At 55.3% G+C, this 15,290-nt stretch carries 17 protein-coding genes and 1 riboswitch; of the genes, 12 read left to right on the top strand and 5 right to left on the bottom strand.

Features of this window, described 5'->3' with window-relative positions:
* Positions 1 to 138: 138 nt before the first annotated feature.
* A complete protein-coding gene (gene cysK / locus HMPREF9412_RS05620; protein ID WP_009590402.1) occupies positions 139 to 1,053 on the top strand; it encodes a cysteine synthase A in 915 nt (304 codons plus the stop codon).
* A gap of 16 nt (positions 1,054 to 1,069) precedes the next feature.
* Here cysK and HMPREF9412_RS05615 read toward each other — a convergent pair whose 3' ends face one another.
* Together HMPREF9412_RS05615 and HMPREF9412_RS33565 are read right to left on the bottom strand one after the other, a co-directional pair.
* On the bottom strand, positions 1,070 to 1,624 hold the full coding sequence (locus tag HMPREF9412_RS05615) for a shikimate kinase (RefSeq protein ID WP_009590397.1): 555 nt from the start codon (positions 1,622 to 1,624) through the stop codon (positions 1,070 to 1,072).
* A gap of 83 nt (positions 1,625 to 1,707) precedes the next feature.
* Positions 1,708 to 1,833, bottom strand: coding sequence for a hypothetical protein (locus HMPREF9412_RS33565; RefSeq protein WP_009590360.1), 126 nt, complete (start codon positions 1,831 to 1,833; stop codon positions 1,708 to 1,710).
* Between the two features lie 221 nt (positions 1,834 to 2,054).
* Here HMPREF9412_RS33565 and HMPREF9412_RS05610 point away from each other — a divergent pair, with 221 nt between their 5' ends.
* The 4 genes from HMPREF9412_RS05610 (at position 2,055) to HMPREF9412_RS05595 (ending at position 4,704) form a co-directional block, all read left to right on the top strand.
* The gene (locus HMPREF9412_RS05610) at positions 2,055 to 2,486 is read left to right on the top strand and encodes a YciI family protein (protein ID WP_009590355.1); all 432 of its coding nucleotides are present in this window, start codon (positions 2,055 to 2,057) and stop codon (positions 2,484 to 2,486) included.
* A complete protein-coding gene (locus tag HMPREF9412_RS05605; protein ID WP_009590378.1) occupies positions 2,486 to 3,748 on the top strand; it encodes an RNA polymerase sigma factor in 1,263 nt (420 codons plus the stop codon). Before HMPREF9412_RS05610 ends, HMPREF9412_RS05605 begins: the two co-directional genes overlap by 1 nt.
* A gap of 124 nt (positions 3,749 to 3,872) precedes the next feature.
* Entirely contained in the window at positions 3,873 to 4,271 is a 399-nt protein-coding gene (locus HMPREF9412_RS05600) for a VOC family protein (RefSeq protein WP_036671373.1), read from the top strand.
* Between the two features lie 91 nt (positions 4,272 to 4,362).
* On the top strand, positions 4,363 to 4,704 hold the full coding sequence (locus HMPREF9412_RS05595) for a DUF1801 domain-containing protein (protein WP_009590351.1): 342 nt from the start codon (positions 4,363 to 4,365) through the stop codon (positions 4,702 to 4,704).
* A 97-nt stretch (positions 4,705 to 4,801) separates the two neighbouring features.
* On the opposite strand, the gene HMPREF9412_RS31965 is transcribed toward HMPREF9412_RS05595, so the two are convergent.
* On the bottom strand, positions 4,802 to 4,933 hold the full coding sequence (locus HMPREF9412_RS31965) for a DUF4023 domain-containing protein (protein WP_009590359.1): 132 nt from the start codon (positions 4,931 to 4,933) through the stop codon (positions 4,802 to 4,804).
* 140 nt (positions 4,934 to 5,073) lie between these two features.
* Here HMPREF9412_RS31965 and HMPREF9412_RS05585 point away from each other — a divergent pair, with 140 nt between their 5' ends.
* Positions 5,074 to 5,535 carry a hypothetical protein gene (locus tag HMPREF9412_RS05585; protein WP_036671372.1) on the top strand — a complete coding sequence of 154 codons (462 nt, stop codon included), beginning with the start codon at positions 5,074 to 5,076 and terminating at the stop codon, positions 5,533 to 5,535.
* Positions 5,536 to 5,699: 164 nt separating this feature from the next.
* Here the strand turns inward: HMPREF9412_RS05585 and HMPREF9412_RS05580 are convergent, their stop codons facing one another.
* Positions 5,700 to 6,005, bottom strand: coding sequence for an antibiotic biosynthesis monooxygenase (locus HMPREF9412_RS05580; protein ID WP_009590367.1), 306 nt, complete (start codon positions 6,003 to 6,005; stop codon positions 5,700 to 5,702).
* Positions 6,006 to 6,151: 146 nt separating this feature from the next.
* The gene (locus HMPREF9412_RS05575; RefSeq protein ID WP_009590331.1) at positions 6,152 to 7,381 is read right to left on the bottom strand and encodes a DUF418 domain-containing protein; all 1,230 of its coding nucleotides are present in this window, start codon (positions 7,379 to 7,381) and stop codon (positions 6,152 to 6,154) included.
* Positions 7,382 to 7,522: 141 nt separating this feature from the next.
* On the opposite strand from HMPREF9412_RS05575, the gene HMPREF9412_RS05570 reads away from it, so the two are divergent.
* The 6 genes from HMPREF9412_RS05570 to ade all read left to right on the top strand — a co-directional run bounded on the left by HMPREF9412_RS05570 (position 7,523) and on the right by ade (position 15,134).
* Positions 7,523 to 8,242 carry a response regulator transcription factor gene (locus tag HMPREF9412_RS05570; protein WP_009590370.1) on the top strand — a complete coding sequence of 240 codons (720 nt, stop codon included), beginning with the start codon at positions 7,523 to 7,525 and terminating at the stop codon, positions 8,240 to 8,242.
* A complete protein-coding gene (locus HMPREF9412_RS05565; RefSeq protein ID WP_009590389.1) occupies positions 8,239 to 10,011 on the top strand; it encodes a sensor histidine kinase in 1,773 nt (590 codons plus the stop codon). Before HMPREF9412_RS05570 ends, HMPREF9412_RS05565 begins: the two co-directional genes overlap by 4 nt.
* A 124-nt stretch (positions 10,012 to 10,135) precedes the next feature.
* Complete coding sequence (locus tag HMPREF9412_RS05560) at positions 10,136 to 11,380, top strand: MFS transporter (RefSeq protein WP_009590320.1); 1,245 nt, start codon at positions 10,136 to 10,138, stop codon at positions 11,378 to 11,380.
* Positions 11,381 to 11,539: 159 nt separating this feature from the next.
* Complete coding sequence (locus HMPREF9412_RS05555) at positions 11,540 to 12,130, top strand: TetR/AcrR family transcriptional regulator (protein WP_175320738.1); 591 nt, start codon at positions 11,540 to 11,542, stop codon at positions 12,128 to 12,130.
* Positions 12,131 to 12,190: 60 nt separating this feature from the next.
* Positions 12,191 to 12,769 carry an NAD(P)H-dependent oxidoreductase gene (locus tag HMPREF9412_RS05550; RefSeq protein WP_009590349.1) on the top strand — a complete coding sequence of 193 codons (579 nt, stop codon included), beginning with the start codon at positions 12,191 to 12,193 and terminating at the stop codon, positions 12,767 to 12,769.
* A 108-nt stretch (positions 12,770 to 12,877) separates the two neighbouring features.
* A riboswitch (purine riboswitch) is annotated at positions 12,878 to 12,979 on the top strand.
* A 352-nt stretch (positions 12,980 to 13,331) separates the two neighbouring features.
* Positions 13,332 to 15,134, top strand: a complete 1,803-nt coding sequence (gene ade / locus HMPREF9412_RS05545) for an adenine deaminase (RefSeq protein ID WP_009590382.1) — start codon at positions 13,332 to 13,334, stop codon at positions 15,132 to 15,134.
* Positions 15,135 to 15,290: the final 156 nt, after the last annotated feature.

Raw genomic sequence — 15,290 nt, 5'->3', positions numbered from 1 at the left:
AACCGCGGTCTTTCATCTGCGAATGTACGTCGATCAACGTTTTTGTTATAATCCGAGTAAGCTTATTGTCTTTGTGAGACATATATGGTTTAACGGAGAATGACTTCACTTCATATATAAAAGGAGAAGATCAACATTATGGAGATCTATAATAGTGTGGTTGATATGATCGGTCAGACGCCGATGGTGAAACTTCGGCGGTTGGTGCCGGAAGGATCAGCCGACGTCTATGTAAAGCTTGAGAGATTCAATCCTTCCGGCAGCGTGAAGGACCGCGCGGCCTACAATCTGATTCATACGGCGGAGGAGCAGGGCCTGCTCCAACCGGGGGGCACCATTATCGAGCCGACGAGCGGGAATACCGGCATCGGCTTGGCGATGATTGCAGCCGCCAAGGGCTATCGGGCCATCTTGATTATGCCGGACAACATGTCCAAGGAACGGATTAATATCCTGAAGGCCTACGGTGCGGAGGTCGTGCTGACACCGAGCAGCGAACGTATGCCGGGCTCGATTGCCAAGGCGCTCGAGCTTAGGGAGCAGATTCCGGGCAGCTTCATTCCGCAGCAGTTCGAGAATGCGGCCAACCCGGACATTCACAGGGTGACGACAGCGCCGGAAATAATGGATCAGATGGAAGGGCGGCTGGATGCCTTCGTGGCGACGGCAGGAACGGGCGGCACCGTAACCGGAACCGGGGAAGAGCTGAGGAAGTCTCTGCCGAACCTGCATATCGCGGTGGTCGAGCCGCAGGGCTCGCCCGTGCTCTCCGGCGGACAGCCGGGACCGCACAAGCTCGTGGGCACAAGCCCGGGCTTCGTACCGAAGATTCTGAATACGGGCGTATATGACGAGATTATCCAGATCGCCGACGAGGATGCACTGCAGACCATCCGGCATTTGGCCCGTAAGGAAGGAATACTGGTAGGGCCATCCTCCGGCGCATCGGTATTCGCGGCCCTTCGCGTAGCGAAGCGGCTGGGGGAAGGGAAGCGGGTTGTCTGCATTGCCCCGGATACGGGAGAGCGGTATCTCAGCATGGATATTTTCTAAGGGGAAGGACCTCCGGTTAACCGGAGGTCCTTTCTTGGTGTTCTAAGGAGGGGATCCCCTGCTTAAGCTCCTGCATGAGTTGTTCATGGCTCTTCACGACGACCACTTTGCCGGGATAATCCGCAAGCGTGTCCTGAATCTGATATCTGCCCTCCCGCTGATAGGCGGCGCTCCATTCGAACATTTTTTTGAACATGTCCCAAGTAGGGGTATAGTGCGCCTGTTCAAGTCGCAGTCGCTGCTTGATGAACCTTGTGATGATCCGGTAGGTTATTGTGGAGTAAGACGGGTTCAGAAAAACGATAAGATCCGCATGGCGGAAGCTGGGGCTGACCCATTTCAGATGTGCGCCCTCGATGATCCAGCCATTCGTGTTCACGATGCTTAGCAATAGCGCGTCCCGATCTGCCTCACACCTTCTAATATCGTCCGGCTCAGCCCGCTCCCATACGACATTGTCGAGCTCGTAATAGGGGAGGTTAAGCTGGGCGGACAGCTTCCGGGCAAGCGTTGTCTTGCCGCTGCCGACGGAGCCGATAATATGGATCCGGTTCGGGATCTTAGCGTCCATAAGAGATCACCGCATTCATGAGAAATGGTAGCTAATCATTTCGGTACCGAAGCGGGGAAGTCCTTGTTTCGTTAGTCGGAAAATTATAGTGCCTTCTGAGGCGTATCGCAAAGCTGCTTATAGAAGGCCGTGATTTGCTCGGCAAGGGAGCTTAGCGAAGTCCATGGGATGGACTGACTGCCATAGGAAGGGGATTGGATTAGGATCATCGCCCCTCCAACGACCAACCAAGCGTTTGTCTTGATCGGTCTTTTTTTCGTGGGGCCGAATGTTTTCAACAGGAATACACGGTCCAATAACGAAATGGTTGTTACTTATTATTTTTTTATTGAAAAATGTGGAGCGTTTGTCGATTAGGGGAAACTCTATTCGTTGGTTAAGCATAGGACGAAAAATTTAAGCGAAAGCAACGATACCTGGAGGGGAAAACATGAGATTTATGATGATCGTGAAAGCAACCGAGGATTCCGAGGCAGGCGTGCTGCCAAGCGCAGAGCAATTGGATGCCATGATGAGGTACAACATGGAGCTGGCCAGGGCGGGCGTGCTGCTTGCTGCGGATGGGCTTCACCCAAGCTCGGGCGCCATCCGGATTTCTTATCCGGAGCCGGGAGGCAAGCCGAAAATCACCGATGGTCCCTTTACGGAAGCGAAGGAGCTGATCGCGGGGTATACCTTGATCGAAGTGAAAACGAGGGAAGAAGCGATCGAGTGGGCCAAACGCATGCCTGATCCGCACGGCTTCGGCGCGGGGCAGATCGAGCTCCGTCAGGTATTCGAACCGACAGAGCTAACGCAGGACCCGGAAGCGCAGGCCAAACAATATGAAATGCGCGAACACATCCAAAGGCAGAATCCGTAATGTCGGCGGCCGATACCCATCGTACGATCGAGGCCATCTGGAGAATCGAATCTTCCAAAATCATTGCCTACCTGACCCGGATGGTCCGTGACATCAGCCTCGCTGAGGATCTGGCTCAGGATGCGCTCATTGCAGCGCTGGAACGGTGGCCGAATGACGGAATACCGGATAACCCCGGCGGATGGCTTATGACCGCGGCAAAGCGCAAAGCGCTGGACCTGCTGCGCCGGAATAAGGTGCGCGATCGGAAGTATGAGCTGTTGGGACGCGAAATGGATTCCCGGATGGATTCGGAAATGGAGGTGCCGGAGGCGGGAGAAGTGAACGACGATCTTCTGCGGCTGATCTTCATGACCTGCCATCCGGTTCTGTCCCCCGAGGCGCGCGTAGCCCTGACGCTGCGCCTGCTCGGCGGGTTGACGACAGCGGAGATCGCCCGCGCTTATCTTGTGCCGGAACCGACGATCGCGCAGCGAATCGTTCGTGCCAAACGGACGCTGTCCGCGACCCGGGTTGCATTCGAGATTCCCCAGGGAACCGAACTGAAGCCGCGATTAGCATCAGTCCTCGAGGTTATCTACCTCATGTTTAATGAGGGATACGCCGCCTCATCGGGCAGCCAGTGGATTCGTCCGCTGCTGTGCCAGGAAGCGCTTCGGATCGGACGGGTGCTGGCGGAGATCGCGCCGACGGAGGCCGAGGTGCACGGATTGGTCGCGTTGATGGAATTTCAGTCCTCCCGGTTCAAGTCACGGGTCAATGCGCAGGGCGAGCCTGTGCTGCTCATGGACCAGAATCGGGCATTATGGGATTATTTATTGATCCGGCGCGGTTTTGCCGCTCTGGAGCGAATCGAGCGGTTGGGCGGAATGACCGGGCCTTACGCTATTCAGGCAGCCATCTCCGCATGCCATGCCGGAGCGACCAGTGCCGCAGAGACCGACTGGATTCGGATCTCCGCGCTGTATGAGGCATTGGCGCAGGTGTCTCCCTCGCCGATCGTGGAATTGAACCGGGCCGTGGCCCTTTCCATGGCTTTCGGCCCGGAGATCGGGCTTGAGATCGTGGACGTTTTGCGAGGCGAGCCTGCCTTGAAGGGGTATCATCTTCTCCCTAGCGTGAGGGGTGACATGCTCTTTAAGCTGGGTCGCCTGGACGAAGCCTGCGCGGAGTTCAAGCTGGCCGCATCGCTGACGGATAATCAGAGGGAGCGGGCGCTGCTCCTTGACCGTGCGGCAGAATGCCTGCGAGCGGCCCCTTGAGATACGCTTTTGGCAGCATTTTTTAAAGAAATCCGAAAAAAATATGAAAGTCGTGTCGATTACGCCAAATCCCGTTCGTCATTTAGATATAAAACAAAAAAATCGAACCGAGAGGAAGATGAACATGCAAGCACAAATGGTACCTTTTATTATTTCCGAGGATGCAAGAGGCCAGGCCGAATTCTATATGCAGGCGATTGGCGGAGAGATCGGTGTATTGACTACATTCAAAGACATGCCGGGAATACCCGAAGCCCATCAGGATAAAGTCATGCACATGTCGTTAACGCTGGCCGGCGGCAATCAGCTGATTCTCTCCGACGCTTTTCAAGAAACCGGCAAGAGCACGAGCATGGGGCTGGCCATCACGTTCGATCACGAGGAAGACGCCCGCGCTGCTTATCGCCGTCTCAGCGACGGGGGGACCGAGAAGTATCCTTTTGCCCTGCAGCCTTGGGGAGCCTATTACGGCGAAGTGGTAGATCGGTACGGCATGACTTGGCAGATGGTTCATCAGGCTTGAGCCTCGAGCTGCCGGAACCGGGCAATCCGGAATTGAATTCCATGTAACATTTGAAAAAACACCATACTACGATACAGAGGGAGCTAATAAGATGAATCAAGAAGTAACGGATTACATGGCAGCCATCAGCGATACGTGGAAGGTCGAAGTCAGCGAGCAGCTTCGGGAGCTCGTGCACAGCACGATCCCGGACGCTACGGAACGGCTTCAATATAAAAAGCCGCATTTTCTGAAAAACGGAAAATACGCGGCGGTGATCAGCGTCGCGAAGAGCGCCGTGAGTTTTACGATTTTCAATGCGGAAGGGCTGGACTGGCCCGAGACGCTGTTCGAGGGGCCGCCTGAGCGAAAGACCATCAAAATATCGGCCGGGCAGCAGGTCGACTATGCTGCACTGGCTTCCTTGCTGAAGCAGGCGTCCGAAGGCCTGTAATCCATATGTAGTAGGGGGTTCGACACGGGTAACAATACCGCGGGAGCGCCCCGGCGTCTAAAGCCGCGATCCTAGGAGGATCGCGGTAAACGTCATTCTATTTCTTGGTGCCGTGCTGCTTGGTTGGCAGCTTGTCGCTTGGCGTTCCTTTGCCGTGATTCTCTTTGTTGCGACGGGCTTTCTCCGCGTTCTCGTTCATTTTTTCCACGAAATCATGCGTGCTTTCCATAGGATATAGACTCCCTTCGTTTAGAATGTTGCTTGCCTGATCGTGCTTAATATAACCATTTCGTTGTTATCCTATTTTGAAGATTTTGAAGACTTTGGAACGGGCAGAATTGTGAGATTTTCGTATTGGGGGGATGAGGGATGTCCAGTAAACTCGTGTTGATCATGGTGGTGGGAATGCTCGTTGTTCTGGGTATCGCCGGCTGCAGCGGAATTTACGAGGAAACCGAATCTGCGGACCAACGACTGTATTCGGTCAAGAAATTGATGAAGCTGGACGCAGCGAGGGTACAGGCCATTCAAGTCGTGTATGGGGATGGCACGCGGATGGTACTCGACCAGGAACAGGACATTGAGCCGATCATGAAGCGGGTGGATACCCTTCAAGCCAAACGGATGGCGGGTAACGAGGAACCGGGGTTCTTGTTCTTTATGGATGTTGTGCAGGGCGAGCAGCAGATTCGCGTGGCGAGCGAGTTTGAGGTGGATGGGGAGTCGTATATATTGGCAGGCCCGGAGCTCCCCGAACTGAACGCGTACATGGTGGAGCTGGGACGCTCCCATAACCCCGAATTGCTGCCGGGATTAACGTTTAACGAGTAACTTCCCTGTGGGGAGCTTTGCCGTGAATCCGTCAGCATGCGTAATGGATGCCAAACGGTCAATTATACGCAAAAAAAGATCCAGCCGGGCCAATGCCCGGGCTGCATCTTGTTCGCAGGAGTCTAAAGACAGCCTGAATCCAGCTGCCGGATTCAATGTCTCGCTTACTTCTTATGACTGATCAGCAGCTCGTATTTGTTCAAGGATGCACCCAAAATATTCTCGTTGCGGCCCTGACCGTGGGATTGCCGGAACGATTCGCTGGAAGTCCAGCGCTTGAACGCCTCCTCGTCTTCCCATACCGTCGAGACCTTCAGCTCCTCGGCCTCTGCGCCTTCCTTGGCTTCATGCCATACTTCCATCCGCACGAACCCTTCAATTTCCTGAACGCCCTTCGCTTCAGCGAACCGCTGCGCGATTTCTTGCCCGAAGCCCGGTTTGACCTTGATCGAGTTTGTAACAACCAGCATATACGTAATCCTCCTTCGGTTTATGAGCGGAATAATTCCCGACATGTCTTGCTCTTTCTTGTACGTCCATTATACATGAACGAAAGAACCGATTTCATCTCAGGGACCGGGATATCCCTGGCTTCATGCCCGAAGAGAAGGAAAACTCAGGTCGCGGGGGGACCTTCAGCCGAGAGCTCTGCCGCAGGTACGGCGGAAGCCGGTGCTCCCGCTTTAGGTTTTGCCCTTCCGCTCCACGACCAGTAGGTGCCTATACGGAGCAGCCGTTCAACCGGTCCGCTGCGGAACCGTTTCAACCAGAGCAGGCTGGCCGTTGCCAGTACGGCATAGATGAGGATCGCCAGCAGCGCTCCCTGCAGCACGCCGAGTTTGCCGAACATGCCCAAACCGAAACCGTAAAATATCAATACGCATACAACGCTTTGCGTCAGATAGTTCGTTAACGACATTCGCCCCACCGCTTCGAACGCCCGAATCACTACCGATTGTTTGGACGAGAAGGCGTACAGGGACGCGAACAGGTGGAGATACCCCAGTGCGAGCAGGGGGCCGCCGAGCATCATTAGGACGCCGCTCCAGTCGTTCGTGGATTCGAGCATAACGCCTGCGGTTTTCAGTCCAAGCCCGACCGGAATGAGCAGCGACCATCTTAAATACAGCTTGATCTCCATGGACGGATGGAGGAAGCGCCCGCGTTTCGCGGCGACCATGCCGAACAGGAACATCGGCGCGCTCATCAGGGGGGCAATCAGGATCACCAGCAGCATCAGCCAGTCCGGGAGGTCGATGGGCATTTCCTCGGTTGACCGGAAATTTAGGATCTCGCTATACGTGCCGCTGCCGTAGACTTCGATGGACTGCTTCACATAGTTCTCCATGCGCTCCGCTTCGCCTGCCGCAGGCTCCATGGAGCCGTACCCCAAGACGGCCATCAGCGCGAGCAAGAGAATGCCCCAGATCAAAATCGTTTTGGCCTTCCGTTTCACAAACAGCACCAGGAAAAGGCCGATCCCCCCATAGAACAGCAGAATATCGCCTTCCCAGATGAATATGGAATGCAGCAGGCCGAGTACGATCAGAAGAACCGACCTGCGGAAGAAGCTGCGTCCGTATTTAAGCCCCTTGCCGATCAGGCTTTCCCGCATCTTGATCATGCTGTAGCCGAACAGGAACGTAAAGATAGGCATGAAGCTGCCCTCTACGAACACCTTGAGCATGTCATGGCTGATCAGGTCCAGCGTGGAAGGCTGGAAGAAATGCAGCTCGTCTTTGCCGAACATGCCGTACTGGAAAATAAGCATATTGGCCATCAGGATGCCGAGCAAGCTCAAGCCGCGGATTGCATCCACGGCGGTCGAACGTTTATTTGAATTCATGTCAATCACCTCTGACACCAAGTATAAAGCTCCAAACGAAATATCTCGGAAACGGCATCCTAACTTTTTCTTAACACTTCCAGCATTTGTTTAACTCCTGTTAAGGTTGCTGTGCTAGCATAAATGTCGGGTGAGGATATAATGGATCAAACACGAATTCTAATCGTAGACGACGAACCTTCCATTGTGAAAATGCTGCAGATGGTGCTGCGCAAGGAAGGCTTTAACCGAATATACACGGCTTCCAGCTGCAAGGAAGCGCTCAGCGAAATCGCTGCGCACGGAGCGGATATCGTGCTGCTGGATGTCATGCTGCCGGACGGCACGGGATTTGACCTCTGTCCGCAGATCCGTTCCTATGGCAGTCCGCACATCCTGTTCCTGACGGCCAAGGCGTCGGATCTGGATGTGCTGACCGGTTTTGCGATGGGCGGGGACGATTATGTCACCAAGCCCTTTAATCCGCTGGAGATCGCTGCGAGGATCAAGGCGCGTCTGCGCCGGGGCGGATTTGGACCGGCGGCTGCGGCAGAGCAGCAGGCGATTCAGCGCGCATGGGATTTCGGCCGGTTCAAGGTCGACGAATCCGCAGGCGAGCTGACGGTGCTGGGAGAGCCCGTGCCTTGTCCGGCGCAGGTCTTTCAGCTGCTGCTGTATTTTTGCAAGCATCCCGGGGTCGTATTCTCCAAGTCGCAGCTGTACGAAGCGGTGTGGGGCATCGACGGGATGGGCGAGGACAACACCGTTATGGTGCATATCCGCCGCATCCGCGAGCGCATCGAGGAGGACCCGAGCAACCCGCAGTATCTGCTGACGGTCCGGGGACTTGGGTACAAGCTGGTCAAGGAGAAAGCGCGATGAGGCTGCGCAGAAGGCTCGCCTTCCATTTTACATACCAATTAATTGCATTCTCGGCGTTTATGTTTTGCTTTCTGATCGTGCTCTTATTCTTCCTGATCAAACATATCAGCGACGATGAGATCAAGCGCAACTTTCCGACAGGCGTCTTGAACAGCATCGTGACCGAGACGGTGACGGAGAATGGCGAGGTGCAGCTGGAGGAATATTGGAAGCTTCTGCTCCAGGAGAAGGATATGTGGCTTCAGGTGGTGGATATGGAGGGAAACGTGATTCACTCCACCAACACGGCTTCGGATGTTCCGTTGGCGTACTCGGTGAGCACCTTGCTTGAGATCAAGGAGAAGCGCCGCCTCGGCGAGTACACGATGGATTGGCAGATGGATCTGACCTATGAGGAGCCGCTATTGTTTCTGATCGGACGCATCGATGAGAGCTCGGATCATCTTCGGGAATGGGTCGTCCGTTATCAGGACGGCGGCAGAGTGAGGCCGGAGGATGAGGCTCCGCTTCGCCGCGATTTAGCCGGTCTGGGTGGATATTTGCATGTCATTGACCGGGAGGGCCGCGTTGTCCAAGCGATTGGGACGGGTTCCGACAACAAGGTAAGCTACCATCCGCTGGAGATCATCACCATGCAGGAGCAGCCTGGCACGTATTCCACGCATATCGCGGTCTACCGCGATGCGGCCAGCGGCAACACCTGGGTGTATCATACGCCGCAGGACGGGGTGCTGGAGAAACGGCCAATGATGAACGAGCTGATCCGCGTGGCGCTCTGGACGATGATCTGCGTGCTTGTGCTGTCGCTTGGAGTGGCGATATGGCATGGATACCGGTACAGCCGTCCGCTGCTGCTTTTTACCGGATGGTTCGAGCGGATGGGCAGGGGAGCGTACGAGGAAGTGCTGACGCCGAAGGACCGGAAGCGGGTCTTCCGCAAGAACGGGAAGCTCCGCACGCGTTACAGGCTGTACAAGGAAGTGATCCATTCCTTTTATAGGATGGCGGAGCAGCTGGCCGAAACCGAACGGGAACGGGAGCGGTTGGATCGAAATCGGGAAGAATGGATGTCCGGGATATCGCATGATTTGCGTACGCCGTTGTCCTCCATTCAAGGTTACGGCTATATGCTTGAGAATGCACCGCAGGATTGGAGCCAGGAGGAATTGCGGGAGATGGGGACCGTAATTCGGGAAAAAGGCGACTACATGCTGGAGCTGATCAACGATTTCTCGCTCGTCTTCCGTCTGAGAAGCGAAATCCGCCCTCAGGAGCGGACCCGGCTTGACCTGAATGAGCTGGTGCGCCGCTGCGTCCTGAAATACGTCAATGATGCCACGCTGGATGCGAATTTCAACTATATCGGCGGCGAAGAGGTGCTGCCCGTCGACGGCAATGCCAAGTGGCTGCAGCGGTTGATGGATAACCTGATCACGAATGCCGTGAAGCATAATCCGGATGGGGTTAACGTCGAGGTTCGGGTGGAGAGTCGCCCCGGCGGCGCGGCGATCGTGGTTGCGGATCAAGGCGTGGGGATGGACGAAGAGACCCGCTGCAATCTGTTCGAGCGTTACTACCGGGGAACGAATACCGAAGAGAGCATGGACGGCTCCGGACTCGGGATGAGCATCGCGAAGGCGATAGTCGAAGCGCATCGGGGGCGGGTAAGCGTCTGGTCGGAATTGGGGAGGGGAACCACCATTACCGTATTTTTGCCTGAGGCCGCCGCACAAGAAGGCGAGGGGGCAAGTATGCGCGGGAAGGAGTAGCCCTGATGCTTGGATCCGCATATTCGAAATCGCTTCAAAAATCCTGCAACTTTCCTATCCTGCTCCGGCCCCGGGTGCGCTATAATGGCTAGGCAACGATTATACTTCATGTCCGGAGGATATTATGGGTTCAACTTCGTTTCGGCAATTGACCGGCAATGCGCGGGGCTGCCTCGTTTACGAGCCGCTGTTTCTAATCCCTTACAGCATGTTCACGACGTACACCTCGATCTACATGTACCAACTCGGAGTTACGGAGACGGGAATCGGCTGGATTACCTCGATCGGTCTGCTTGTGCAGGTGCTGTCCTCGTTTCTCAGCGGGTATTTAACGGACCGTTTGGGCCGCAAAAAAGCGCTCCTTTACTTCGACGTGCTGAGCTGGAGCGTGGCCACGCTGCTCTGGGCAGTCTCCCAGAACTTCTGGTTTTTTGTGATCGCCGCCGTCATCAACGGCTTTCAGAAGGTGCCGCATACCGCCTTTTACTGCTTGCTGGTGGAGGATACGGCGCCGAAGGAGCGTACCTATGTCTTTACGCTGCTGCAGCTGATTAGCGTCGTCGGCGGATTGTTTGCACCGCTCGGCGGGCTGCTGGTGTATCATTTCTCGCTTGTGCCCGGGGTGCGCATCATGTTCGTCCTTGCCTGCATCCTGATGACGATCCAGTTCATCGGACGCCATTATGCGACAAGGGAGACGGAGATCGGGTACCGCAAAATGAAGGAAACGAAGGCGGTGGGCCTGCGGGAAGGGATGTCAGACTATGTCCAGGTGATGAAGAGCATGCTGGGAAATCCGCTGCTGCTAATGATCTTCGGCGTTTATATCCTGTTTAATTTTCAGATGACGGTGAAGACAACCTACGTCTCCATCTTCATGGTGGAATATTTGCATTTGGGCAGCGGCCTGATCTCCGTTTTTCCAGCTTTCTCCTCCGTCATTATGCTGATATTCATGCGGTGGATCATGCCCCGGATCGGGGAGCGGCACGTGCACCGGACGATGGTATGGGGCTTTGTCATCTCGGTATTGTCCAATGTCATGCTGGTGTTTGCACCGCAAGGAGATCTGCTGGTACTGAGCCTGAGCACCGTCATTGCCGCATTCGGCACGATGATGACGTATCCGTATCTGGAGACGGCGGTGGCCAATGCCATCGACGACGAGAACCGCGCCAAAATATTCGCGCTGCTCCAGGTGCTCATCCTCATCGTCATTTCGCCTTCCGGCATCATTGGCGGCTGGGCGTACGGCATCGATCCAAGAATTCCGTTCCTGCTTGTGGCCGGCGCATTTGTCATCAGCATTCCGCTCATGCTGCTGTACAGCAACAAGGTAAAGGCCGCTCCCATCGAAGCGGGGGTTTAGCTTGGACAGGAGGGCCGAGCCCAAGACTGGCATGCGATTTTAGCGATATATACGAAACGTAAAGAGTACGTACGAGTACGAAGAGAGGCGCCTTAAGTCTTGGGGGCCTTTTTTTGTGCCCTTATTGCAATTTGGTTAGTGTTCACTTATGATATGAGCATGAAAAAGAAACCTCATTTCGACAGCAAGAAGAAGGAAATTTTGCAGGCAGCCATGAAGCTCTTTGCCGAGAAGGGCGTGGACGGCGTATCGGTGAAGGAAATCGGCGCGGCGGCAGGCGTGACGGATGCGGCGATTTATAAGCATTTTACGAATAAGGATGCCGTTGCCGCGGAGGCGTTCGACGAATATTGCGGCAGTTATACGCGCTTGGTGGATGAATATGCTACCCGGCCCGGCCCGTTCCCGGAGAGGCTATCGGCTCTCGTAACCCGCGTACTGGAATCGTATGACGAGGATAAATACGGCTTGCTGCTATTGTCCCAGCATCACGAGCTGTTTACGGAGGTGGTCAAGAGCAGGGGGCGCCAACCGCTTGATGCTTTGGAGGATCTGCTCGAGCAAGCGGTGCTGCAGCGGGATATTCCGCCGCAGAATACGCGGTTAACCGCTATTCTGATCATCGGTGCATTCAGTCAGCTTGCGATATCCACGATGCAGGGGGAGCTGGAAGAACCGCTGTCTCCGCTGGCACCTGAAGTAACGGCGCATTTATTGGCATTAACCGGTTTGGAAAAAGGTCAGGCGTGACCTTTTCTTTTTGCCATGAGGTTAGTGATTATTAACCAAATTATTAGGGGGAGGACGCATATGAAAAAGGTTTTAATCATCCAAGGCAATCCCATTGAAAACAGCTATGGCCGTCACCTGGCGGAGGCCTATGCAAGGGGGGCGGGCGAATCCGGTGCGGAGGTGAGGAAGCTGGTGCTTGCGGAGATGGAGTTTGACCTGAACCTGTCCGGCGGTTATAAGGGCAAGCAACCGCTCGAACCCGATCTGCAAGAAGCGCAGGAGCTGATTGCCTGGGCGGACCATCTGGTGTTTGTGTATCCGAATTGGTGGGGCGGCATGCCGGCGCTGCTCAAAGGGTTCATCGATAGGGTTTTTCTGCCGGGATTCGCCTTTAAGTACCGCAGGAACTCGCCTTTGCCGGAGCAGCTGCTCAAAGGGAAGACGGCTCGTCTGATCGTCACGATGGATTCGCCGTACGTCTACTACCGGTTCTATCTCGGACAGCCGGGACATCAGATGATGAAGCATTCCATTCTGAAGTTCTGCGGCGTGGGCACCGTCCGTGCCACGAGCATTACCCAGCTTCGCAAAATGCCCGATACCGCAAGAAACCAATGGCTCGAGCGTGTGCAGAGAATGGGACGGAAATTGGCGTGATCGGGTAATAGGGGCGATGTGCAGTTCCTTCCAATGGCTTGACTTCTCGGGCAGGAGGATTATAATTCATACAACAAATGAAACGACCAAAGAAATTGAATGGGTCATGTGTTCAAAATCAAATCTTGATGTATATGCCGGGGAATAGGGCCCAGGCGTTTCTACCAGGTTACCGTAAATGACTTGACTACATGAAGGTTGAGAATCCGCTCCCCAAGCCCGGCTTCGCTTAAACATCGAAACCGGGCTGCAAGATCGCCTGAAATGGGATCTAAGCACGTTTTAACGGATGGGGTGATGTGCAGACTATTAACAATGCATGGCTGCCGCGCGGACTTCTCTTCCTCAATGGATATAGTTGCAGGCAACCCGGGCAGATACGCTGTCCGGGTTGTTTTGCGTGTTACGCAAGATCGATTTTGTGCTTTTACCGATTCATTATAAGAAAAAAAGTCTATCGACGACCGCAGTTAGAAGAAGTTTATATTGCGATATCAGGAAGTCACAAGCTTCAGAGTTTATACTTTTCTGATATCTAAAAAAAGGGGAGCGTGCAATCATCATGAGTTCAATCCAGAGACAGAAACGATACGAGGTCAGCCGGCAGCTGGGGAAGGTTGCCATGGGACAAGAGCCAGCCGATCTGGTCATCAAAAACGGCACGCTGGTGAATGTGTTTACAGGTGAACTTCAGGAGCGGGTAGACGTGGCCATGGCGCATGGGCGCATCGCCTATATCGGCAGCGCCGATCATACGATTGGGGAAGGGACGAAGGTGATCGAAGCGAATGGGCGCTTCATCTCGCCGGGTCTGCTGGACGGCCATATGCATGTGGAAAGCACGATGCTGACCGTAACGGAGTTTGCCAAAGCGGCCATCGTTACGGGAACGACCGGGGTTTATATGGACCCCCATGAGATCGCCAACGTATTCGGCATGGAGGGCGTGCGCTGGATGCACGAGGAAGGGCAGCAGCTGCCGATGAAGGTGTTCACCACCATTCCTTCCTGCGTACCGGCGACGTTCGATCTGGAGGATGCCGGGGCGCAGCTGGGCGTAGCCGATATCGAGGAAGGGCTGACCTGGCCCGGCGTCGCTGGGCTTGGCGAAGTGATGAACTTCCCGGGCGTCGTATACGGCGATCCGACCATGAGCGGAGAGATCGAAGCCACGCTGCGTGCCGGCAAGACGGTGACGGGGCATTTTCCGGCCGAGGACGACCGGATGCTTCAAGCCTATTTGGCAACCGGCGTCAGCTCCGATCATGAGACGGTAACGAGAGAGCAGGCTTTGGAAAAGGTTCGCCTTGGTATGCATCTGATGATCCGCGAAGGTTCGGCTTGGCAGGATGTGAAGGAAGTGATTAAGGTAGTAACGGAGGACAAGGTACGTACCGACAATATCTCCTTGGTCACGGATGATGTGTATCCGCAGACGCTGCTGCGGCTCGGCCATATGAACCATGTGGTCCGCCGCGCCATGGAGGAGGGCGTGGACCCGGTTACGGCGATCCAGATGGGCACGATCAACGTGGCTCGATATTTCGGCATGGACATGGAGCTCGGCAGCATTTCACCGGGCAAAACGGCTGATATTTTGCTCATTGACGATCTGAAGAGCATGGTGCCTTCGGTGGTGATCACGGACGGCGAAGTGGTCGCGGAGAACGGCCGCCTCGTGAAGGCGTTCCCGGCGTATTCGTATCCGGAAAAAGCCTTTCAGTCGGTTCGGCTGCAGCGTTCGCTTACCGCCGACGACTTTCTGCTGCGCAGCAAGTTCGATGCGGCGCGTACGGAAGTGAACGTGGTGCGCGTCATCGAGAACAGTGCCCGTACCGCCAAAATGACCGCGGTGCTCGCCGTGGAGCAGGGCGTCATCCAGCCGGACCTGGGCCAAGACGTGGTTCAGCTGGCATGCATCGAGCGCCACGGCGCAACCGGGCAAATCTCGCTCGGCTTTGCGAGCGGCTTCGGACTTCAATCCGGCGCGGTTGCTTCCACGGTGGCGCACGATAGCCACAACCTGCTCGTGATGGGCACGAACGCCGAGGATATGGCGCTTGCGGCGAACGAGCTGGCAGCATGCGGAGGCGGCATGATCGTGGTACAGAACGGCCAGGTGCTGGCGAAGGTGGCGATGCCGATTGCGGGCTTGCTGGCGGACCGTCCGGTTGAGGTCGTGGCCGAGGAGGTCGCTGCCCTGGAGGAAGCCTGGAAACAGCTCGGCTGCTCCATCCATGCGCCGTTCATGACGTTCTCGCTCATTGCGCTGCCGGTGATTCCGGAGATCCGTATCACCAATCGCGGGATCGCGGACGTGACGGAATTCAAGCTCATCCAGACGGAGATCGGCGCGGTTCAATAAGGTGGCGGCATACGTTAAAGCAGGTTGGCCTACATGGCTAACCTGCTTTTTTAGTGCGTAAATACCGGGCTTGGCCTGTGAGTGGATGCCGCAAGCCACGCTCTCACGGATAATCCTCACATAATCCATTGCCTACTTAGTGATTTCCGTCACAAA

The organism is Paenibacillus sp. HGF5, from assembly GCF_000204455.1.
Taxonomy (GTDB): domain Bacteria; phylum Bacillota; class Bacilli; order Paenibacillales; family Paenibacillaceae; genus Paenibacillus_AQ; species Paenibacillus_AQ lautus_A.
The sequence above is the reverse complement of the archived record's forward strand: the minus strand, read 5'-3'. Positions and strand labels throughout refer to the sequence as shown.